The sequence below is a fragment of the Brevibacterium picturae genome (assembly GCF_900105045.1).
Taxonomy (GTDB): Bacteria; Actinomycetota; Actinomycetes; order Actinomycetales; family Brevibacteriaceae; genus Brevibacterium; species Brevibacterium picturae.
This window is the reverse complement of record NZ_LT629739.1, coordinates 1,907,331-1,927,515: the sequence shown is the minus strand read 5'-3', so window position 1 is coordinate 1,927,515 and position 20,185 is coordinate 1,907,331. Positions and strand designations below refer to the sequence as shown.

The 20,185-nt window shown below is 62.9% G+C and carries 18 protein-coding genes; 14 read left to right on the top strand and 4 right to left on the bottom strand.

Annotation, left to right across the window (positions count from 1 at the left end; translation table 11 throughout):
• Positions 1 to 3: 3 nt before the first annotated feature.
• The 3 genes from BLT92_RS09030 to BLT92_RS09020 are packed head-to-tail and all read left to right on the top strand — an operon-like array spanning position 4 to position 3,254.
• Positions 4 to 1,215 (top strand): substrate-binding domain-containing protein, encoded by a 1,212-nt coding sequence (locus tag BLT92_RS09030; protein WP_092105007.1) that lies wholly within the window; start codon positions 4 to 6, stop codon positions 1,213 to 1,215.
• Between the two features lie 30 nt (positions 1,216 to 1,245).
• Complete coding sequence (locus BLT92_RS09025; RefSeq protein ID WP_092105005.1) at positions 1,246 to 2,238, top strand: sugar phosphate isomerase/epimerase family protein; 993 nt, start codon at positions 1,246 to 1,248, stop codon at positions 2,236 to 2,238.
• Positions 2,235 to 3,254 carry a sugar phosphate isomerase/epimerase family protein gene (locus BLT92_RS09020; RefSeq protein ID WP_092105003.1) on the top strand — a complete coding sequence of 340 codons (1,020 nt, stop codon included), beginning with the start codon at positions 2,235 to 2,237 and terminating at the stop codon, positions 3,252 to 3,254. The genes BLT92_RS09025 and BLT92_RS09020 overlap by 4 nt, the downstream gene beginning before the upstream one ends.
• A 27-nt stretch (positions 3,255 to 3,281) precedes the next feature.
• Here the strand turns inward: BLT92_RS09020 and BLT92_RS09015 are convergent, their stop codons facing one another.
• A complete protein-coding gene (locus BLT92_RS09015; protein ID WP_092105001.1) occupies positions 3,282 to 4,022 on the bottom strand; it encodes a LysE family translocator in 741 nt (246 codons plus the stop codon).
• A gap of 235 nt (positions 4,023 to 4,257) precedes the next feature.
• Between BLT92_RS09015 and BLT92_RS09005 the strand changes: the two genes are divergently transcribed.
• The 3 genes from BLT92_RS09005 (at position 4,258) to BLT92_RS08995 (ending at position 8,026) form a co-directional block, all read left to right on the top strand.
• Entirely contained in the window at positions 4,258 to 5,007 is a 750-nt protein-coding gene (locus tag BLT92_RS09005) for a M50 family metallopeptidase (RefSeq protein ID WP_092104998.1), read from the top strand.
• Between the two features lie 70 nt (positions 5,008 to 5,077).
• Positions 5,078 to 5,755, top strand: coding sequence for an HAD family hydrolase (locus BLT92_RS09000; RefSeq protein WP_092109037.1), 678 nt, complete (start codon positions 5,078 to 5,080; stop codon positions 5,753 to 5,755).
• A gap of 249 nt (positions 5,756 to 6,004) precedes the next feature.
• Complete coding sequence (locus BLT92_RS08995) at positions 6,005 to 8,026, top strand: HNH endonuclease signature motif containing protein (RefSeq protein WP_092104996.1); 2,022 nt, start codon at positions 6,005 to 6,007, stop codon at positions 8,024 to 8,026.
• Positions 8,027 to 8,124: 98 nt separating this feature from the next.
• On the opposite strand, the gene BLT92_RS08990 is transcribed toward BLT92_RS08995, so the two are convergent.
• Positions 8,125 to 9,720, bottom strand: coding sequence for a nucleobase:cation symporter-2 family protein (locus BLT92_RS08990; protein WP_092104994.1), 1,596 nt, complete (start codon positions 9,718 to 9,720; stop codon positions 8,125 to 8,127).
• A 486-nt stretch (positions 9,721 to 10,206) separates the two neighbouring features.
• On the opposite strand from BLT92_RS08990, the gene BLT92_RS08985 reads away from it, so the two are divergent.
• Positions 10,207 to 11,586 carry an 8-oxoguanine deaminase gene (locus tag BLT92_RS08985; RefSeq protein WP_092109035.1) on the top strand — a complete coding sequence of 460 codons (1,380 nt, stop codon included), beginning with the start codon at positions 10,207 to 10,209 and terminating at the stop codon, positions 11,584 to 11,586.
• A 67-nt stretch (positions 11,587 to 11,653) separates the two neighbouring features.
• On the opposite strand, the gene BLT92_RS08980 is transcribed toward BLT92_RS08985, so the two are convergent.
• Positions 11,654 to 12,139 (bottom strand): hypothetical protein, encoded by a 486-nt coding sequence (locus BLT92_RS08980; protein WP_092104992.1) that lies wholly within the window; start codon positions 12,137 to 12,139, stop codon positions 11,654 to 11,656.
• Between the two features lie 145 nt (positions 12,140 to 12,284).
• Between BLT92_RS08980 and BLT92_RS08975 the strand changes: the two genes are divergently transcribed.
• From BLT92_RS08975 to BLT92_RS08945, 7 genes are all read left to right on the top strand, one after another.
• The gene (locus BLT92_RS08975) at positions 12,285 to 12,743 is read left to right on the top strand and encodes a DUF2871 domain-containing protein (RefSeq protein WP_092104990.1); all 459 of its coding nucleotides are present in this window, start codon (positions 12,285 to 12,287) and stop codon (positions 12,741 to 12,743) included.
• A gap of 232 nt (positions 12,744 to 12,975) precedes the next feature.
• Positions 12,976 to 13,710 (top strand): type 1 glutamine amidotransferase, encoded by a 735-nt coding sequence (locus tag BLT92_RS08970; RefSeq protein WP_092109032.1) that lies wholly within the window; start codon positions 12,976 to 12,978, stop codon positions 13,708 to 13,710.
• Between the two features lie 120 nt (positions 13,711 to 13,830).
• Positions 13,831 to 15,561, top strand: a complete 1,731-nt coding sequence (locus BLT92_RS08965) for an alanine/glycine:cation symporter family protein (RefSeq protein ID WP_092104988.1) — start codon at positions 13,831 to 13,833, stop codon at positions 15,559 to 15,561.
• A 378-nt stretch (positions 15,562 to 15,939) separates the two neighbouring features.
• On the top strand, positions 15,940 to 16,554 hold the full coding sequence (locus BLT92_RS08960; protein WP_092104986.1) for a DUF6230 family protein: 615 nt from the start codon (positions 15,940 to 15,942) through the stop codon (positions 16,552 to 16,554).
• Positions 16,554 to 17,303 (top strand): DUF6114 domain-containing protein, encoded by a 750-nt coding sequence (locus tag BLT92_RS20695; RefSeq protein WP_197679691.1) that lies wholly within the window; start codon positions 16,554 to 16,556, stop codon positions 17,301 to 17,303. Before BLT92_RS08960 ends, BLT92_RS20695 begins: the two co-directional genes overlap by 1 nt.
• A 377-nt stretch (positions 17,304 to 17,680) precedes the next feature.
• Complete coding sequence (locus BLT92_RS20825) at positions 17,681 to 18,076, top strand: hypothetical protein (RefSeq protein ID WP_231939108.1); 396 nt, start codon at positions 17,681 to 17,683, stop codon at positions 18,074 to 18,076.
• A gap of 139 nt (positions 18,077 to 18,215) precedes the next feature.
• Positions 18,216 to 18,446 (top strand): hypothetical protein, encoded by a 231-nt coding sequence (locus BLT92_RS08945; RefSeq protein WP_092104982.1) that lies wholly within the window; start codon positions 18,216 to 18,218, stop codon positions 18,444 to 18,446.
• A 45-nt stretch (positions 18,447 to 18,491) separates the two neighbouring features.
• On the opposite strand, the gene BLT92_RS08940 is transcribed toward BLT92_RS08945, so the two are convergent.
• Positions 18,492 to 20,024 carry an AbgT family transporter gene (locus BLT92_RS08940; protein ID WP_092104980.1) on the bottom strand — a complete coding sequence of 511 codons (1,533 nt, stop codon included), beginning with the start codon at positions 20,022 to 20,024 and terminating at the stop codon, positions 18,492 to 18,494.
• Positions 20,025 to 20,185 lie beyond the last annotated feature (161 nt).

The following is a 20,185-nucleotide window of genomic DNA, read 5'->3' as shown; positions in this document are numbered from 1 at the left end:
ATCATGAGAAGAGGACTGAGGAGTGCGATCGGCATTGCCAGTGCTGGCGCTCTCATCGCATTGGCGGGGTGCACGACCGACCCTTCGGTGGAGCCGGCGGAAGGAGACGGCGGTGCGCAGGAGGAGGCGCCGGCCGAGGAATGGTTCGACCAGGAGGTCTACGACAAGCAGTTCAAGCAGCGTGAGGTCGAACCGGAGGGCCCGGACGACAAGCCCTACCTGCAGATGATCAACCCGGAGATGAAGGACACCTCGGAGTTCAAGTCCGAGGGCGGGAAGAAGATGTGCTTCGCCAACGCCTCGATCTCCAACCCCTGGAGGCAGACGGGGTGGATCACGATGAACGAGCAGCTGAAGGAGCTGAAGAAGAACGGCGTCATCACGGAGATGGAGACCCGCGACGCCCAGGACAACGACGACACGCAGATCGCCGACATCGACTACTTCATCGCCGAGGGCAACTGCGACGGATTCATCATCTCCCCCAACTCGACGGCTGCGATCACGCCTGCGGTCGAGCGGGCATGCAAGACGGACAAGCCCGTGATCGTCTTCGACCGCGGAGTCGAAACGGACTGCGCCGTGACATTCATCCACCCCATCGGAGGCTTCGCCTGGGGCATCGACACCGCACAGTTCCTCATCGACAATCTCAAGGAGGGCGACAAGGTCGTGGCGCTGCGCATCCTGCCCGGCGTCGACGTGCTCGAACAGCGCTGGGCCGCCGCCGACAAACTCTTCTCGGAGGCCGGGATCGAGGTCGTCGACTACTTCGCCGAGGGTGACCCGGCCGAGATCAAGAAGGTCGTCTCGGACGAGCTGGCCAAGGGCGACGTCCAGGGCATCTGGATGGATGCCGGCGACGGTGCCGTGTCCGCCATCGAAGCCTTCGAAGACGCCGGAAAGGACTATCCCGTCATGACCGGCGAGGACGAGCTGAGCTTCCTGCGCAAGTGGAAGGAGACCGAGATGACCGCGCTGGCTCCCGTGTACACGAACTTCCAATGGCGGACCCCGCTGCTGGCCGCTGAGAAGATCTTCCAGGGCGAGGAAGTTCCGAGCGAATGGGTCCTGCCGCAGAGCCCGATCACGGCCGAGGACCTCGATGAGTACCTCGAGCGCAATGAGGGAATGCCCGATGGCCACTACGCGAAGTTCGGCGGCGAAGATCTGCCCGGCTTCCCGGAGGTGTGGCAGGAGAGGGTGATCCCCTGATCCGGAACGGAAGATGATCGGGGAGGGGCCATGATCGACGCACGAGAGAACGGAAGTCACCCGCATGGGAATCACGTCAGCACTCGTGAGATCGGCGTCAACACCTGGGTGTGGACGTCGCCGCTGACGACCCAGCGCCTCGGCGAACTGGCAGACCGGGCCCGCAGCTTCGGGTTCGGTCTGCTGGAACTGCCCGTGGAGACTCCTGGCGACTGGGACCCGGGCACCGCCGCCGAGGTGCTCGCCGGGTTGGGCATGGGCGCGCGGATCGTCGGGGCGATGGGCCCCGGTCGTGACCTCATCGATCCGAGGTTCCGCGGCGATACGCAGGACTATCTGCGCCACTGCGTCGATGTGGCTCTCCAGGTGGGCTCACCCACCGTGGCCGGACCGTTCACGGCTGCGACCGGTCGGGTCTGGAGGATGGAGGCGGGCGAGCGTGCCGCGGTTGTCGAGACTCTTCGGGAGGCGCTGCGACCGGTTGCCGACTATGCCGCCGATCGTGGAGTGAGCCTCGCCGTGGAGCCGTTCAACCGCTACGAAACCAGCCTCATCAACACGGTCGATCAGGCCCTCGACGCGCTCGAACCCCTGCTGGGCTGTGGCGTCGGACTGGCGCTGGACAGCTATCACCTGAACATCGAGGAGCGCTCGCCGGCGGACGCGATCCGGGCCGCTGGGGAGCACTGCCGGGTCGTGCAGGTGTGCGGCAACGACCGTGGAGCCGTGGGCGGAGACCACACCGACTGGGACTCCTTCTTCGACGCACTCGACGACATCTCCTATGCGGGACCTCTGACTCTGGAGAGCTTCACCGCAGACAACGACACCATCGCCGTGGCCGCATCCATCTGGCGACCCCTGGCCAGGACCCAGGACGAACTGGCGCGGACCAGCGCCGAGTCCCTCACCGAACTGCAGCGTCGGCGACTTGCCGAGGGCGAGCTGGCAGATCCCAGCGTTCACACTGAAGAGGCCGAATACTCTGATGAGGCCGAACACTCTGCAAAGGAGCAGCGATGACCGAAACTTCGCACCCCGTCACCCTATTCACCGGCCAATGGGCCGATCTGCCGTTCGAGGAGGTGGCCCGGCTGGCGGCGTCCTGGGGCTATGACGGACTGGAGATCGCATGTTCGGGCGATCACCTGGATCTGGCCAGGGCCGATGAGGATCCGGCGTACCTGCAGTCACGTCTCGACATATTGGACAGGCACGGTCTCAAGGTCTGGGCGATCTCGAACCACCTGGCGGGTCAGGCCGTGTGCGACGACCCGATCGACTTCCGTCATCAGGCGATCGTGCGCGACTATGTGTGGGGCGATGGCGAGGCCGAAGGCGTGCGCCGGAGAGCCGCCGAGGACATGGAGCGGGCGGCCCGTGTGGCCCGAAGGCTCGGCGTGGACACGGTCGTCGGGTTCACCGGATCGAAGATCTGGCCGTACGTGGCGATGTTCCCACCTGTCCCCGCCGACGTCATCGATGCCGGCTATGAAGACTTCGCCAACCGGTGGAATCCCATCCTCGATGTCTTCGACGGTGAAGGTGTGCACTTCGCTCACGAGGTTCATCCGTCCGAGATCGCCTACGACTACTGGACGACGGTGCGGGCGTTGGAGTGCATCGATCACCGGGAAGCATTCGGCCTCAACTGGGATCCGAGCCACCTGCTGTGGCAGGGGCTGGACACGATCGGGTTCATCACCGATTTCGCCGATCGCATCTACCACGTCGACTGCAAAGACACACGGCTCCGGCCTGCGAGCGGACGGAGCGGATTCCTCGGTTCACACCTGACCTGGGGTGATCCTCGGCGTGGGTGGGACTTCGTGTCGACAGGGCACGGTGACATGCACTGGGAAGATGCGTTTCGAGCGCTGCGGTCGATCGGGTACACCGGCCCGATTTCGATCGAATGGGAGGACGCCGGTATGGACCGGCTCCATGGTGCCGCCGAGGCGGTCGTCCGTATCCGTGAATTGCTGTGGAAGCGCCCGGAGGTTTCCTTCGACGCCGCATTTTCGAATCAGTCGTCATAGTGGGCACTGCCAGCGGGCGACGTGACGCTACTGACTGGCGAAGGCCAGCGTTCCGCCGAGGCCGATGAGCATGCCGCCGCCGATTCCGCGGATACGCGACATCCGCCTCGGCGAGCGGGCGAACCAGCTTCGCGCCGTGCCGGCGATGAAGGCCCAGGATCCGTCGGAGAACAGGGCGAGGGCCTGGAAGAGGAGACCGAGGATGATCATCTGCAGCGGCACATGCCCGGCCTCGATCGAGACGAACTGGGGCAGGGCCGCGACGAAGAAGATGATCGTCTTCGGGTTCGAGATGCCGACGATGAGGCCCTGCATGAACATCGAGCGGTAGCTGAGCTCACGCCCGGCGGGGACGAACGAGGCTGCGGCGGTCTCGGGATCAACCGCGGAGTTCGGATCAACCGCGGCGTCGGGTTCGAGTGATACGGATCTGTCGTCGGCATGCGAGGCCGACGGGACCTCGGGCACCTCATTGCCGTTTCTGCGATGTCGGATTCCCTGAACGCCCAGGTAGACGAGGTAGCCGGCGCCGAGGATTTTCACGGTCGTGAAGATGACGACCGATTGGGCGACGATGGTACCCACTCCGAACGCCACGGCCACGATGATCGGAATGATGCCGACGCTGCCGCCGAGCACGCTCGTCAGTCCCGAGCGTCTGCCGTGTGAAAGTGATTGGCCGACGACGAAGAGCACCGTCGGTCCGGGGATCACGATGATGACGAGGGCGGCGGCGAGAAAGGCGAGAAGAGCGTCGGTGGTCGGCACAGAAGAATTCTATGGTCGCGGCCGAAGCGCGGGTAAGGGGCTGACGTGGAGAGTTCGATCACATGCCGGACGGTCTGCGGTTATACGGTCGTTCGGTTCTGACGGCCGACCCTGAGGGCGCGGCCCCGGTTCCGAGGGCCGACCCTGAGGACGCCACTCAGACTCGGTTCCTAGACTGGGCCGCTATGAACGAGCAGCTGATGGCAGTGGGACCGGAATCGGCGGAGGTGCGCGCATGGACCTGAAACAGGGAGTATCGACCTGGTGGGATGCCATCACGTCCGGATTCGGCCGCCAGGACGGCTTCGAGCCCGATGCCGTGCAGCTGCTGTTCGTCCTCGGAATTCCGCTGGTCGTGACGCTGATGCCGGGGATCTGGCGCTTCTTCGGCATGTTCGTCACCTTCGTGCACGAACTCGGCCACGCCTTCGCTGCGCTGATGACCGGTCGCGTCGTCAAGGGGATCTCCCTGAACTTCGACCACTCCGGGCAGATGAATTCCTTCGGCAAGGTCGGGTTCTCCGCCACCTGGTCGGGTTTCTGGGGATACCCGGCACCCGGCGTCCTCGGACTGGTCCTCATCACTTCGGCGACCCAGGGATGGGCACCATTGGCGCTGTCGATCGGTGCGCTCATCCTGCTCGTCGCCCTCATCTTCATTCGGAACCTCGCCGGCGCCGCGATCGCCGTGGTCACGGCCGTGGCCGCACAGCTCGTCGTCGTGTTCCTGCCGGTCGAATGGATCTCCGTGTTCGTCGCCGGCCTGGGAACGGCCCTGGCGATCGGCTCGCTCAAGGACCTCGTCAAGGTCATCCGCGTGCATACCCGCCGGCGCCGCATCCAACAGTCCGACGCCTACATCCTCGCCCAGGGATCGAGCCTGCCCGCTGGGGCCTGGCTGACCTTGTTCACGCTGGTCATAGTCGCCTGTGCGCTCGTCTCTGCGTACATCCTCTACTCGGCATCCACGGTGTCGGTCGGCTGATCCGGGCCCACTTCGAGTCGCTTGCGACCGAGGGTGAATGCAGGTCAGTGGCGACTGGCAGAATCGGGGTATGGATCTGAGCCCGAAATATGCTGCTGTTCTGTTCGACTGCGACGGAGTTCTCGTCGATTCTGAGCGCCTCACGAACACGGTTCTGTGGGAGATGCTCAATGAGCTGGGATGGCAGATTTCACGCGATGAGTGCGTGTCCCGGTTCGTCGGGAAGATGCTCCGCGATGAGGCAGACGTCATCGAGGAGCATTCCGGTTACCGCATCGACGCCGAGTGGCTCAGTCGGTTCCGTGAGCGTCGCAATGACGCTCTCGAAATGTCATTGGAGGCAATCCCAGGAGTCGCCGAGGCGGTTCGTGCCCTTGCCGTCGCCTACCCTGGCAGGCTCGCGTGCGCGTCGAGCGCCGACCGCCCCAAGATTAACCTGCAGCTGCGGAAGATCGGACTCTTCGACGTCTTCGGCGACCGGATCTTCTCCGGAATGGAGCTGCCTCACTCGAAGCCGGCTCCGGACGTGTACCTGGCGGCCGCTGATGCCTTGGGCGTCGACCCGGCCGAGGCCGCAGTGATCGAGGACTCGCCGACCGGTGTGACGGCCGGCGTCGCGGCGGGTGCACACGTACTCGGCTTCTGTCCCGACTCGCCTGTCCATCAGCGGCCCGAGGTGCTGACGGAATTCGGTGCTGATGAGACTTTCGATGCCATGGATCAGTTGCCGGGACTTCTTATGCGGTGAGAGTGGGCAGCCGGGACTTCCGATGCGGTGAGACCGGGCAGCCGGGCCGAGGCGCTGCTGCTTCGGCAAGGAGTCTTGGTGCAGCCCGAATGGGCACGCCGATCTGTGTTTCGTTCATGAGATCCACTCACATGCATTCAGGCTCGAATACATTTAGAACACGAATAGGTTTGTTACTCAATTGTGATGGTAATAATCGGCGCCAGTAAGTAGAATTGAGGTACGCACTCACACCGACGTGAAGAGCAGGTGACCACAGTGAAGCGCCCCTCCGGACCCGACAGCACCGCTTCCGAACCTGCCCATGATCCCAAGGATGCGTCTGCAGGCGAGAGTCGCAGGAGCAATTCCACCGCAGGTTTCGATGATGATCCGCCAAACTCGGGACGTCGCCTTCGCATTGCTCCGGATTCACCCTTCGCCGATGCAGCCGCGGTCTTTGCGGCCAGTGATCTCGCGCAGCTGTCCGCTCTGGACGTCTCTGCCGAACTGTTCTTCAACGAGGCGGTCGAACATCTGCATCTGTACAATCCCCGCCCTGGCGAACCGTACGCCCACGCAACGATCGCCGAGACGGTGCGCAGGTTCCAACGCGCCGCGAAACGGCCGCGGGCGAGAAGGGCAGAGAATTCGAAGGGAAGGAAGAATCGGCTGCCCAACTTCCCTCGCTTCAGGCTGGATCAGACCTTCTACAACTGGGTGCACGAACTGTCGCAGGCAGAGGATATCGCGGAGTTCACGACAGTCCTGGGCACCACCACTGCTCGCGCATATATTCAGATCACTTCGGGAATGCTGCTAGTGCACGGGTTGCCCAAGTTCTTTGCGCGGTGTGTGGCCGGGGACTTCACCATCGAACATGCGAATGCCACCGCATATGCGTGCCGCGACGTGAAAGTCGAGAATCTGCCACTCATCGACGAATACCTAGCTGAACGCCGGCCCGACATCACGATCGAAACCTTCAAGAAATCCCTCGGCATGAAGATCGCTGTGCTCGAGCCCCTCGAAGAACGTGTCGAAGAAGCGAGCAAGCGCCGACGCGTTGACATCACAACTGCTCCCGACGGAACGGCATACCTCACGCTGACTGGGCCGGCACCCGAATTGCAGGCTTGCTACATTCGGATCGCAGCATTTGCGAAGGCTATTCGGTCGGGGAACATCGCTCCATTCAGCGACCAGGTGGAACCGGGAATGTCGATTGATGACGATCGCGGCATCGCGGCCCTCATGTTCGACATCCTCACGCGGACATGCCCTCAACTCAACATACAGGTGACTTCGAATAACACTACGACCGGAGAGACCTCGACCCGCGAGGTTCCGTTGGACCTCCCCGATGGTGCCTCCTTGACCCCCGCTGATGTGGTCAACGCAGTGAATGCGGGCCTGGCCAGCGGAGTCTCGGGCAGTGATGACGCGGATAGAGGCAACGCGGGTAGAGGCCACACGGGCGAAGACGGCCCGGCCTCGGACGGCGAGACCCAAGCAGAGGTCGTTCTGAGGATGCCGACCCACGGACAATGGCTCGATTCGCAGGCGAAGATGGTCACCACGGTTCCATTCCTCACTCTCGCCGGCGAATGCGAATTGCCTGGCGTATTCTCAGACGGCTCACCGATCCCAGCTGACACGGCTCGACGGATTGCCGGACATTCGAAGACCTGGACCCGAATGCTCACCGATCCTGCCACGGGGACTCCGGTCGATGCCAAGGCCAAGACCTATCAGATTCCCTCGAATGTCCGGCAGACGCTGGTCGCGAAATGGCGGACATGCACAATCCCAGGGTGCATCGGTCGCGCGGAGAACACGGAGATCGATCACATCATCCCCTTTGACCGCGATCACCCCGAAAAGGGAGGACTCACTCGTTTCGGCAACTTGCATTGTCTATGTAAGCTGCACCACCAAGCCAAGACCGATCGCAAATACTCGGTGCGCATGTCCCGCACCGGCGTTCTGGAATATGTGTTTCTACATGGCATCACCACTGAAGTCGCTCCCGGTGACCATCCGATCAACGCAGCCCACGCAAAACTGTTCGATGAGATGCGTCCACAGGATGCCAAATCAGTCGATCCTCCCGAACCGAGAGATCGATCTGAAGATCAGCCGATGCACGGTGATATACGTACAGCTAGGAAGCGGCCGGGGCCGAAGGCGACGGGCGAACAGCCCGGGTGGGTGAAGAACAGCTCGATGCTCAGTCCACTGGCAAAGAAGAACGAATGGATTTGGGACTCAGGAGGACCGCCGCCGTTCTAGCACCTGAGCTGGAGAGCCGTACCGAAAGCAGAGCCGCCGGTGATGCATGCGCATGCATCACCGGCGGCTCGAGCTGACTGGGAGGCTCGTGAGGGAGTTCAGTCCTCGTTCTCTCGGATCACTCGTCGCACATCGTCTTGAGTCTGCGCCTCGCCGTTGTTGATCGCCTCGACGACCTTCTCGTGCTGATGGTCAGAGACGACGGGGATCTCCTCCCCGTTGCAGTCGACGATCTTCCCATCCTTGACGGTGTCGCCTTCGGCAAGCAGCGCCTCATGGTTGATGAGTCGATCGAGCTCGTCTCTGCGTATGGCACGACCGGTGCCCGCGACGAACACCGAGCGATCGGTGCGGTCCTTGCTCTTGACGCCGATGTGGTTGAAGACCAGGTTGAGCAGCACAGCCATGAGCGTGGCCGAGGAGATTCCCGAGTGAAGGATGATGCCGACCCACGATGGGAAGGAGTTGTAGAAGTCGGGCTGGACGACGGGGATGATGCCGAACGCCAAGGAGACGGCGACGAGAATCATGTTGAGGTTGCCCTCGTACTCCACCTTGGACAGGGTGCGGATGCCCGATGCTGCGACGGTGCCGAAGAGGACGATGCCCGCGCCGCCGAGGACGGGAGAGGGGATCGCGGCAACGACTCCGCCCATGACAGGCAGCAGGCCGAGGATGACGAGAATGACACCGCCGGCGGTGACCACGAAGCGGGACTTCACCCCGGTGATCGCCACAAGCCCGACGTTCTGGGCGAAGGCCGACTGGGTGAAGGAGTTGAAGATCGGGGACACGGCCGAAGACAGCATGTCCGCACGCAGGCCGTTGGAGATGCGCTTGGAGTCGACCTTCGTCCTCACGATCTCACCCACTGCGATGATGTCTGCGGTGGTCTCTGCGAAGGTGACGATGATGACGATGAACATCGAAATGATCGCCGCCGCGGAGAACGTCGGCATGCCGAAGGCGAAGGGCTCCGGGAACGCGAACACGCCACGATCGAGCACGTGGGAGAAGTCCGCCCAGCCGAAGATGAGGCAAATGATCGTTCCGACGACGATCGCCAGGAGGATCGACAGGCGGGAGACCATCGCCACGGGAATCCGGCTGAGGATGAGGACGATGGCGAGGGTGCCGACGGCGATGAGGATATTGCGACCGCTGCCGTAATCGGGCGCCTCGGCGTTGCCGCCCATCGCCCAGCCTGCAGCCACCGGCATGAGGGACAGTCCGATCGTCGTGATGACCGTACCTGTGACGACAGGTGGGAAGAACTTCACAATGAGCGCGAACGCCGGTGCGACGATGAGGCCGATCACCGAGGCGACGAGGACCGCGCCGAAGACCTCCGGGAGCCCGTCACCCCCAGCGAGGATCGACGTCATGGTGGCGACGCCGGCGAAGGAGACGCCTTGCACCAGCGGCAGCTTCGACCCGAAGAACGGAACGCCGAATGACTGCAGGATGGTGGCCAGACCACCCATGAACAGACATGACGCGATCAGCACACTGATTCCACCGCCATCGAGCCCGGCGGCCTTGCCGATGATGAGGGGGACGGCGATGATGCCGCCGTACATGGTCAGTACGTGCTGAAGGCCGTACGCGAATGAGGTGCCGACCGGAAGTCTTTCATCTTCCGGATTGGCCGAATCGGACCGGTTCTTCTCGGGCGACTGCTTCGATACCGACATCTATCTCTCCGTTGAGTTCTTCCCTGAGCGACAGCCTCGGGCCCTGCCCGGATGGGCAATATGGGTGGTCGACTGCAAGTGAGGGATCGGTTTCAATACTTCCAATATGCGAAAGGTTGTTTCCTTATCGCAAAATGCTAGGCGAATCGTCCGAGGATGGCAACTTCGTTTCGTGATCTCTCGCACATGCTAGAGTGCAGTCTTGCCGGTGCATGCCTCGGGGGACAAATCAGTGTCACCCGAGGTGCAGATTATGGGATGTATTCCACGAATTCCCCAGACCGCATCGGACGGCGGAGCAGCAGACGCCGAGAAACCTGAGCTGGTGGCGATTCGCCCCAGTCGTGTCGCCGCACAGCGGTCGAACTGATGGTTCGACCGATTCAGCACCGAAAGGCGGCACCAATGACCACAGGAATCGGCTCCTCAGCAGCCAGCAGACAAGCAGCCAGCTGTCCAGCAGCCGGGAACCCGACCGGATCCACGATGTGGCTGCGCAATCCCATGGCCGTCCACCTCGGGCGCGATGTGGATTCGAAGCAGGCCTCGGGTGGAATCGTCGTCGATACGGAATCCGGAACGATCATCGAGCTTGTCTCCGCTGGCGGTGAGCCCACCGGAGGCCGACAGGCCGTCGCCGAGGTGGTCGACGCGAGCCAGCACGTCATCACTCCCGGACTCATCAACACCCACCACCACTTCTACCAAACCCTGACCCGGGCCTGGGCTCCCGTGGCGGACCTGCCGCTGTTCGGCTGGTTGACCAATCTCTACCCCGTGTGGGCCCGCCTGACACCGAAGGCCCTCGAACTGGCCACCACCGTGGCCATGGCCGAACTGCTCGAATCCGGGTGCACGACCGCGGCCGACCACCACTACCTGTTCCCGACGGGGATGGACGATGCCATCGACATCCAGGTCGAGGTGACCAGACAGCTCGGCATGCGCGCCATGCTCACCCGCGGATCCATGTCCTTGGGAGAGAAGGACGGCGGACTGCCTCCGCAGCAGACTGTGCAGGATCCGGACGTGATCCTCGCCGACTCCCGTCGCCTGGTCGAGGCGTACCACGAACGTGGCGTCGGGGCGCAGGTCCAGATCGGCTTCGCACCCTGCTCGCCCTTCTCCGTGACCACCGAACTCATGCGCGACAGTGCGATCCTCGCCGAGGAACTCGATGTTCGCCTGCACACCCACCTAGCAGAGACCCTCGACGAGGAAGAATTCTGCCGGGAACGATTCGGCCTGCGCACCGTCGACTACCTCGAATCCGTGGGGTGGCTGAGTGACCGATCGTGGTTGGCCCACGGTGTGCACTTCGATACGGATGAGATCACCCGCCTCGGCGAGGCCGGGGCTTCCGTGGCACATTGTCCGACTTCGAATATGCGCCTGGCCTCGGGCATCGCCAGGGCCGTCGAACTCGAAGATGCGGGTGTCAATGTGGGGCTCGGGGTCGACGGTTCGGCGTCGAATGATGCCTCGAACCTCATCCGCGAAGTTCGTCAGGCACTCTATGTTCAGCGTCTGCGCTACGGGTCGGAGGACGTCACCTCCACCCGCGTCCTCGACTGGGCCACCCGCGGTTCCGCGGCGGCGCTGGGGCGGGCGGACATCGGACGCATCGAGGCCGGCAAGCAGGCGGACCTGGCGATGTTCCGGCTCGACGGGCTTGCCTTCTCCGGCTCACACGATCCGATTCCGGCCCTCGTTCTCTGCGGAGCGGAGAAGGCTGATCGGGTCATGGTCGCCGGTCAGTGGCGTGTGCTGGACGGCAATGCCATCGGCAGGGACGGTGTGCAGCTGGACAAGGAGGCGCTCATCGCGGCCCACCAGGAGGAGGCCCGCAAGCTCGTGGCCGGGTGAGACGCAGTTCCCGTGTCCGGCCCGGCTTCCGCCTCAGCCCCAGTGTCCGATCCGGTCGTGCTCGGCTTCAGTTCTGCGGTTTCCGAAACACTTCGCGCATGTGATTGCCGGTGAGGAAGTCGCCGACGCCGATCATGATGAGACTGAAGACGATCTGCTCGGTGATCATCCACACCGGGTAGAGGCCGGGGATGGCGGCCATGACCAGGGTGATGACCGGGAAGATCTGGGCGAAGAGGCGCAGCCGCTGGTACCCCCAGTAGTAGCCCTTCGTCGAGCGCCAGAAGAAGTAGAACAGGGTCGCGGTCATACCGAGGACGACGACAGTGCGCATCCAGACTGCGAACGGCACGGGTTCGCCCGCGCGGGCGATGATGACGGCTGCGACGACGGCACCGAAGCCGAGGACGAGTTCGACGATGAGCAGCCACGTGATCCACGCGAACGCGCGCTTCGTCTTCGGATGGGCGAGTCCTTCTGCCGGGACGAGGAGCCCGGCCTTGCTGCCACCCGCGATGCGGTCGATCTTTGCGAACAGATTCTCGAAGGCCATGCTTTCAGGCTAGCGGTCGAGAGCGTCGCAAGCCCGCGAAATCGGGGGTTGTGAGGGTGTGAAGGCGAACATCAATCAAAAGTTGGGATAAGAGTTCAATCCTCTGGGTCAGGATACGCAGGCCGAATCTTGATGAAGTATAAGCATGAAGAAAATATTCAACGCGGCATTCGCATACATGATCATCGGCGTCCTCTCCGGTCTGTTCTACCGGGAGTTCACCAAGGCCAACGATTTCACCGAAGGAGGCTTCACCCAGCTCAGCGTCGTCCACACCCACCTGCTGACGCTCGGCTTCATCGTTCTGCTCATCGTCCTCGTCCTCGACAAGGTCTTCGGCCTCTCAGGCACGAAGATGTTCTCCTGGTTCTTCTGGACCTACAACGCCGGCATCATCCTCACCGCCGGCATGATGGTCTGGCACGGAATGCTCACCGTCCTCGGCCAGGAATCCAGCGCCATGATCGCCGGCTTCGCCGGACTCGGACACATCGCACTCTCCGTCGGCATGGTCCTGTTGTTCCTGACCCTGCGGAAGGCCATCGTCGCCGATCGGTCCGTTACCGCCGACCAGAGCACCGCATCCGCATCGATCACGAGCTGATCAGTGGACACGGCATCACCATCGGACACGGCATCACCGTCGGACACAACATGATCGGCTGAACACACACCCTCGCCGAGGCGGCACTTGGGGGCCCGCGCTCAACGACGTCATCGTTGAGCGCGGCCTCTATTCGTGCGCCGGTCAGTCTTCCTGAGTAGTGAGCGTTGGACCGAGTGCCGTCGGTGGTTGAATTGCGCAGCGCGAACCGAAGTGAGCGAGAATCGTGAGCATGAGCGAATTGAGAATCCTTGTCATCGAGCACGAAAAGGGTGCGGGCCCCGAGCGGTTCGGCACGTGGCTGATCGAGGCCGGCGCCGAGGTTGATGTCCTTCGCCCCTACCTCGGCGATGAGATCCCTGCCGCGCTCGACGGCTACTCCGCGCTCCTCGTCCTCGGCGGATCCGCTGGGCCACTCGAGGATACGGCCAATCCCTGGCTGCCCCAGGTCAGGGACCTGCTGCGGCGATCGGCTGCGGGGGAGTTCCCCAGCTTCAACATCTGCCTCGGCGGGGAGCTGTTGGCCGCCGCCACCTCGGCGGAGATCATCCGACGTCAGCGCCCGCAGATCGGAGTCTACGATCTGCACACCACCTCGGCGGGGGAGAGGGACCCCGTGTTCGCGGCCATTGCCAGGGAAGCGGGGGAAAAGACGATTCCGGCGGTCCTCTTCCATCAGGAAGAGATGGAGCTGCCCGACGGTGGCGAACTCCTGCTGACGGGATCTGACGCCCCGGTCCAGGGCTACCGGGTCGGCGAATTCGCGTGGGGCACCCAGTTCCATCCCGAATCCGATACCGCGCAAGTCGCACAGTGGCTGAGTTCGGACCCGCTCCGGCTGCCCGACGGCAAGACCAATGACTCGATCAGATCCGAGGTCGCCGAGGCGGATGCCGAGCTGGTCAGAATCAACCGGGCACTCGCACACAGCTTCGTCGACTTCCTGCGCGGGCTCCAGCGCCGGTGACTTCTGGGGTTGTTGAAAGCTGAACGTCAGCTGACAGGCTTCATCGTTCTTGCTAGGTTGTCATCAGGCGCCGGTGCCGGACCGATCCTCCGGACGAATCGCTAACAAGCGCCCGTGAGAATGAATCCCATAATTGAAAATTCCGTCCAGATCCACGACACCGTTGTCCTGGATACCCTTCCGATCAATGCAGATCGGCCGACGCTCACCTCACCTGCTGCCGACATCCCGGCGGCAGCAGACATCACGGCCGCCTCGGGCATCGACCAGGCGATCGAATCGTTCATCGGTCCGATAGCCCAAGCCTTCAGCAATGTCGTGTTCTTCGAACTCTCCGTCGGCGGAGTCGGCATACCCCTCATCGTCGTCTGGCTCATGGCAGCCGCAGTCTTCCTCACCGTCTACCTGCGCTTCCAGCCCATCAGGGGATTGAAGTACTCGGTCGGCATCATTCGCGGGCGCTTCACCCGCAAAACGGATCCGGGCCAGGTATCGAGCTTCCAGGCCCTCGCGACCGAACTCTCCGGGACGGTGGGACTGGGCAACATTGCCGGTGTCGCTGTCGCGATCACCATCGGCGGACCCGGTGCCGCCCTGTGGATCATCATCTTCGGCTTCTTCGCCATGACCGTGAAGATGGCCGAGGCGACCCTCGGCGTGAAGTATCGGAAGATCCTGCCGGACGGCACCGTCTCCGGTGGGCCGATGTACTACCTCCGCGACGGTCTGGCCGAGATCGGGCGCCCGAAGCTCGGCAAGTTCCTCGCGGGCTTCTACGCCATCGCCACCGTCATCGGAGTCATCGGTGCGGGCAATCTGTTTCAGGCCAACCAGGCCGCGGCGATCCTGGTCAAGGCCACGGGCGGGGACAGCAGCTTCCTGGCCGACAAGCTGTGGCTCATCGGCGTCGTCGTCGCGACGCTGACGGCTCTGGTCATCCTCGGCGGGATCAAGAAGATCGGCCTGTGGACGTCGAGGCTGACTCCGATGATGGCGATCCTCTATTTCCTCAGCGTCATCGTCATCCTCATCATGAATGTCGGCGAGATCCCGCATGCCTTCGCACTCATGTTCAGCGGTGCCTTCACCCCCGACGGTCTCACCGGCGGCGTCATCGGTGTGGCCATCGTCGGCATTCAGCGTGCCCTGTTCTCGAACGCCGCAGGCATCGGTTCGGCGGCTATGGCCCACGCAGCATCGAAGACGACGAAGCCGGCCACCGAGGGCTTCGTGGCGATGTGGGAGCCGCTCATCGACTCGGTCATCGTCTGTACTCTGACCTCCTTGGCCATCATCACCACCGGACTCTACGGATCGAGCTCGGAGGATGGAATCGGTCTGACCTCCGAGGCGTTCGCGACGGTGGCCGGATGGTTCCCGATCCTGCTCACGATCTGTGTGGTGCTCTTCGCGTTCTCGACGATCCTCGCGTACGGATACTACGGCCAGCAGGCCCTGGGGTATCTGACGGGGAATTCGAGGAAGGCCGATAAGGCCTATCAGATCTTCTGGATCCTGGCCGTCATCGTCGGCGCCTCCATGTCACTGGAATCCGTCATCGCGTTCTCCGATGCCATCTTCTTCCTCATGGCTTTCCCCAACCTGCTGGGCCTGTACTTCCTGTCGCGAATTCTCCGGCTGGAGGTTCTGCGCCTGCGCAAACGCATCGATGCCGGGGTGATGCGTGAGATCACGCCGGCCGAACTGCAGGTCGGCATGGGCGACCATGAACCGACTGCGGAGCAGATCAGAGCCGCCGAGGCGGGGCGCCGGCGCAAGCGTGACAAGCTGCGTGAGGTGCGTGATTCCCTCAAGGCCAAGAAATTGGAGCGGGCGAAGCGGGAGGGCTGAACTGTCGAGGCATGCACAGGTGCGACACGCGCGTACACAGAGAGATCTGATCGCTGCATAGAATGGCCGTCGAATTCACATGGCCTCTCAGAGCGTACCGTTGACTTGACCGCCTGTTCGTTTCCGCAAGCCCTGTTGCTGGTGAAAACATCCTGGTTGACCAGGGATTCAACCGTGTACCGCCTGCGTATCGGTGCCGAATGGTCCCTGGGGGATTTTCAGCGGGGCAAGACCCCTCGGTCGGCGATGGCATGGAAATGGGTCTCATCGAAGTGTTGACTCGACGTCCATGACCGATATACTCCCTAGTAACACCTGCCAGTAACATACGTCACAACCACGACTCGGACACAGCAGTCGATGTCGCCAGGAGGACCAATGAAGTTCCCGAAGTTTCGCAATCTCCGCAAGATCGGTTCCTCGCATGCCGGACGCATTGCGCTCGTCGGAATCCCAGCGGGCATCGTCTCCGCAGCGCTGATGGGCGGGGTCGCCCAGGGGGCCGTACCGGTCTCATTCTCGGTATCGGGAAGTCAGTTCCAGATCAGCTCCTCGCAGCTCGAGGGAGAAGGATTCTCCCAGTACAGCGGAATCGCGAAGGGCACCGAGGGCAAAGATCACCAGGTCGTGATCGCCAATATCGAGAAAGCCACGCTCGCGGATCTCTGCCAGTCGGTGGTCACGGAGACTCCACTCGGCAAGGTCGGCCTGCTCATCAAGGCCGGCGGCGGCGAGGAACCAGCATCCGCGACAGGCCTGCAGATCGGTATGACCGAACTCATGGGAGACGCGAAGTTCAAGAATATCCGGATCGGCGTCGATGCATCCGAGGTCAACACCGAAGCCAAGGGAACCAAGGGCGACTTCGCCCAGGACTCCGACACGATTTCGATCGATAAACTGGAGCAGAGAGCCTGGAGCACCCAGGCTTCGGTATTCACCCTCAAGGACATGTCATTGGAGATGACCGACGGATCCGAGAAGTGCTTCTGATGAAGGAAGCAGCAACGAGTGATCAGCCAACCGTCGAACAGCAGCCCGTCGACGAGCAGGCTGACGAGCAGCGGACCAGGACCAGCCTATTGGCATTGTCCCGGCGCAGCCGTCGCGGCGCTGAGCGGGAAACGGCTGAGCGGGAAACGCCCGACACGGACCACTCCGAGCAGGAGAACATGAACCACTCCGAACAGGACAATGACGGTTCGGATCGGGACAGCGCTCAGCAGTCTTCCGGATTCCGGACCTGGTATCTGCAGCGACCCTTCATCGGCGGTGTGCTGGTCGTGCTCGGCGGAATCGAACTCTTCTTCTCCGGTCAGCTCGACCTGGGAAACATGAAGATTCAGTTCGGCATTGAGGGGCTGCAGGCCACGGTCATTCCGATCGCGCTGGTGCTCCTGGGGCTCTTCGCGATCTTCCGGCCCACGCACCACATGTTCTATGGTCTGATTGCACTCGTTCTCGCGGTCTACTCGCTGATCGGAGTGAACCTCGGCGGGTTCATCATCGGCATGCTTCTGTCCAGTATCGGGGCAGTGCTCGTGGTCGCCTGGATGGGGCCACGCGACCCAAATTCCCGTGCAGAGAAGGTCAGGGCCAAGAAGGCGAAGAAGGAAGAGAGGGTCAGGGCCAAAGAAGCCAAGAAGGCTGAGAAGTCTCACGCAAAGGAACCGGACACAATCGCGTCGGGTGCCGAACGGAGGCGAGACGAGGAATCTGCGGGCGAAGAGGGAGACTCATGAGGACGCCCCGTCGCGCCACGGCGTCGCTCGTGGCGGTCATCGCTTTGGCAGCCGCCTCGACATTGGGTGCGACGGCCTCTGCAGCGGCCCAGTCGAATCCGCTGTGCAGCCCGTTGATCGGGTGTGACGACTCGGATTCGCCTGGCAAGGACAAAAGTCCGGCGCCATCGACGCCGAGCTCGCCGGACACTCCGACCAAGTCTCCGACAGAGCCAGCGACGCCGGAACCCACCGAAACGGGTATACCGACTAAGTCTCCGTCGGCTCCAGCGACGCCGGAGCCCACCGAGTCAGGAACGCCGTCTGCAGAGCCGACCGCTCCTGTCGAGGCGACGAAAGACGACGACGCACCGGTCTTCACGGATACTCCGGCGTCAATGGGATCGGAATCGCTGTCGTTCAAGGGACTCAGCGGAATCGCGATCGTCGATGTTCCCACGGCCGATGGGGGGACTACCCGCACACTGAAGATCTCGGCGGACGAGATCAAGATCGAAGGGTTCTCGCTCACGGTCAGCCCGCGGGAAGATGCCGGAAAGGGCGGGCTGGTGACCAAGGCCGACACCATGACGCTCAAGGGAAACGTCGATGTGTACCTCGGGTCGATCACGGCCACGACCAAGAACGGTGACTCCCTGACAATCGGCACCGACACACCGCCGCCACTGGACGACGTTGAGCCGGGACTGCTCCGAGTGACTATGGGTCTGGTCGGCACCATCGCCGATTCGATCGAATACACGAACACTGACCAGGCGATCGTCGAACCCTGACTCGCCTCGCGCAGCCTTCGAACACGCTGCCCATCGACGGGCCCCTGCCTTCGGCCACCTCACGGTGCTGGAAGACAGGGGGCCTCGTGTGTGTCGCAGCAGGTGGACTCTGTCGGACCGGCTGAAAGGGCGGAGCGCGATGACAAAGCTCTTGCTCATCGGGGGAACAGCCCTCGTCGTTCTGGGTGGGCTGCTCGCCGGAGGTGGTTGGTTCCTCAACACGTTCACAGGAGAACCCGCCGATGCCGATATCGGGGCCGGCATCATGGTGCTGGCCGGGTTCACGATCGCGGGGCTGGGGGCACTGGTGCTGGTCGCAGGAGCGATTGCAGCAGGTATTCGGCCCATAAAGCGTCGAGCAAGGACATGAGTTGAGCATCCGACCGGGTGAGCATCCGACCGGCTGACTAGCCGATCACCGCACCGGAGCGTCCGGGCCGAGCGGGATGCCCAGGCCCCACCAGAGGAAGAACAGCAGGCTCCACATGATCGTCATGCACACCGCTAGCGGCAGCGTGTGGGAGGCGAGCGTGCCGATGCCGGCCGACTTCTGATAGCGCTGCATGAACCCGAGCGCGAGGATGAAGTAGGGGCTCATCGGGGTGATCGCGGTCGAACCGGAGTCGGCGATGCGGAAGATCGCCTGCGAGGTCTCGGGCGGGACCTCGAGGAGCATGAGCATCGGCACGATGACCGGCGCCATGATCGCCCACATTGCCGACCCGGACGTGATGAGGACGTTGACGACCGAGAGGACGAGCAGGACGAGGATGAAGACCACCCAGGTGGGCAGGCCTAGTCCCGTGAACAGCTCCGAGGTCGACACCGAGACCAGCATGCCGATGTTCGTCCAGGCGAAGTACTCGAGGAACTGAGCGATCGCGAAGAACAGGACGAGGACCGGGGCCATGGACACGATGCCCTGGCTCATGAGCTTGGGAACGTCGGCGAACCTCTCGATCGTGCCCTCGCGGAAGCCGTAGACGATTCCGCCGACGCCGAAGAGCATGGCGATGATGAACGCGATTCCGGTGAGGAACGGTGACTCGCCGATCGGCCCGTCTCCGCGCAGCGGTGCGTTGTCCGGAACCACCAGGATGACGACGAAGATGAGCATCGCAATCACAGCGAACATCGCGTACCGCAGAGCGGAGCGCTCCTTGTCCGTGATGACGAGGTCTTCGTGCTCGGCGTCCTCGTCGGCCTCGAGGTTCTGGCGCTTCATGAGCACGAGCTCGGTGACGATGGTGATCACGATGGCCAGCAGGATGGAGCTGGCGATGTTGAAGTACCAGTTGCCGATCGGGGTGACGATGTAGTTGGGATCGATGATGTTCGCCGCCGCCGAGGTGATTCCTGCGAATATCGCGTCATTGGGCGTCGGGATGGGGCTGGCGTCGTATCCCGAGGCGATCGAAGTGTAGGCGACGATGACACCGAGGACGGGGGAGCGCCCGACCGCTTTGAACACCATGCCGCCCAGGGGGACGAGGATGACGTAGGCCGCCGCCGAGGCGACGTGGGAGACCGTTCCCATGAAGGCGACGGTGAAGACGATGAGGGACGCGGGGACCTTCGCGATCGAGACCTTCATCGCCGTCGACAGCAGTCCGGTGCGCTCGGCCAGTGCCACGCCCATGATGACGACCATGATCGTGATCAGCGGCGGGAAGGACTGGTAGGCGTCGAGCGAAGTGCTCACGGCCATCGCGATTCCCTCGCCGCTGAGCAGGTTGTTCACCGGGGTCCATTCCCCGGTGCCGGGGTCGTTCACCCCGACTCCCATGGCGGAGAGGATGAGGCTGAGGACGGCGAGGATTCCCGCGAGGATCCAGAACAGCCAAAACGGGTGCGGCAGTCTGTTGCCGACGGTTTCGATGACGTTGAGGAATCGGATGACTGCCGGGAGGCGTTCCTGAGTGGGCTTGTCGGTGGTGGTCGTTGCCATGACTGGCTCCTGTTCGTCCAGGTGAGAGGAGGAGCATTTTGGGCACGACTCGGCTGTACCCGTGAACTCCATCGGTCAGAGAGGTGGGACTGAAGTGAAATGGTTCTGCTGTGGCGAAGAGATGTGAAAGTGGTGGTGAGGAAGCCCGGGCGAGGGTTGCT

Coding starts and splice junctions, on each gene's coding strand:
- BLT92_RS08970 (WP_092109032.1), top strand. CDS start 12,976: ATGAGCGAATTGAGAATCCTTGTCATCGAGCACGAAAAGGGTGCGGGC.
- BLT92_RS08945 (WP_092104982.1), top strand. CDS start 18,216: ATGACAAAGCTCTTGCTCATCGGGGGAACAGCCCTCGTCGTTCTGGGT.
- BLT92_RS08975 (WP_092104990.1), top strand. CDS start 12,285: ATGAAGAAAATATTCAACGCGGCATTCGCATACATGATCATCGGCGTC.
- BLT92_RS09000 (WP_092109037.1), top strand. CDS start 5,078: ATGGATCTGAGCCCGAAATATGCTGCTGTTCTGTTCGACTGCGACGGA.
- BLT92_RS20695 (WP_197679691.1), top strand. CDS start 16,554: ATGAAGGAAGCAGCAACGAGTGATCAGCCAACCGTCGAACAGCAGCCC.
- BLT92_RS08965 (WP_092104988.1), top strand. CDS start 13,831: ATGAATCCCATAATTGAAAATTCCGTCCAGATCCACGACACCGTTGTC.
- BLT92_RS09030 (WP_092105007.1), top strand. CDS start 4: ATGAGAAGAGGACTGAGGAGTGCGATCGGCATTGCCAGTGCTGGCGCT.
- BLT92_RS20825 (WP_231939108.1), top strand. CDS start 17,681: ATGGGATCGGAATCGCTGTCGTTCAAGGGACTCAGCGGAATCGCGATC.
- BLT92_RS09020 (WP_092105003.1), top strand. CDS start 2,235: ATGACCGAAACTTCGCACCCCGTCACCCTATTCACCGGCCAATGGGCC.
- BLT92_RS09005 (WP_092104998.1), top strand. CDS start 4,258: ATGGACCTGAAACAGGGAGTATCGACCTGGTGGGATGCCATCACGTCC.
- BLT92_RS08985 (WP_092109035.1), top strand. CDS start 10,207: ATGTGGCTGCGCAATCCCATGGCCGTCCACCTCGGGCGCGATGTGGAT.
- BLT92_RS08990 (WP_092104994.1), bottom strand. CDS start 9,720: ATGTCGGTATCGAAGCAGTCGCCCGAGAAGAACCGGTCCGATTCGGCC.
- BLT92_RS08940 (WP_092104980.1), bottom strand. CDS start 20,024: ATGGCAACGACCACCACCGACAAGCCCACTCAGGAACGCCTCCCGGCA.
- BLT92_RS09025 (WP_092105005.1), top strand. CDS start 1,246: ATGATCGACGCACGAGAGAACGGAAGTCACCCGCATGGGAATCACGTC.
- BLT92_RS08980 (WP_092104992.1), bottom strand. CDS start 12,139: ATGGCCTTCGAGAATCTGTTCGCAAAGATCGACCGCATCGCGGGTGGC.
- BLT92_RS08960 (WP_092104986.1), top strand. CDS start 15,940: ATGAAGTTCCCGAAGTTTCGCAATCTCCGCAAGATCGGTTCCTCGCAT.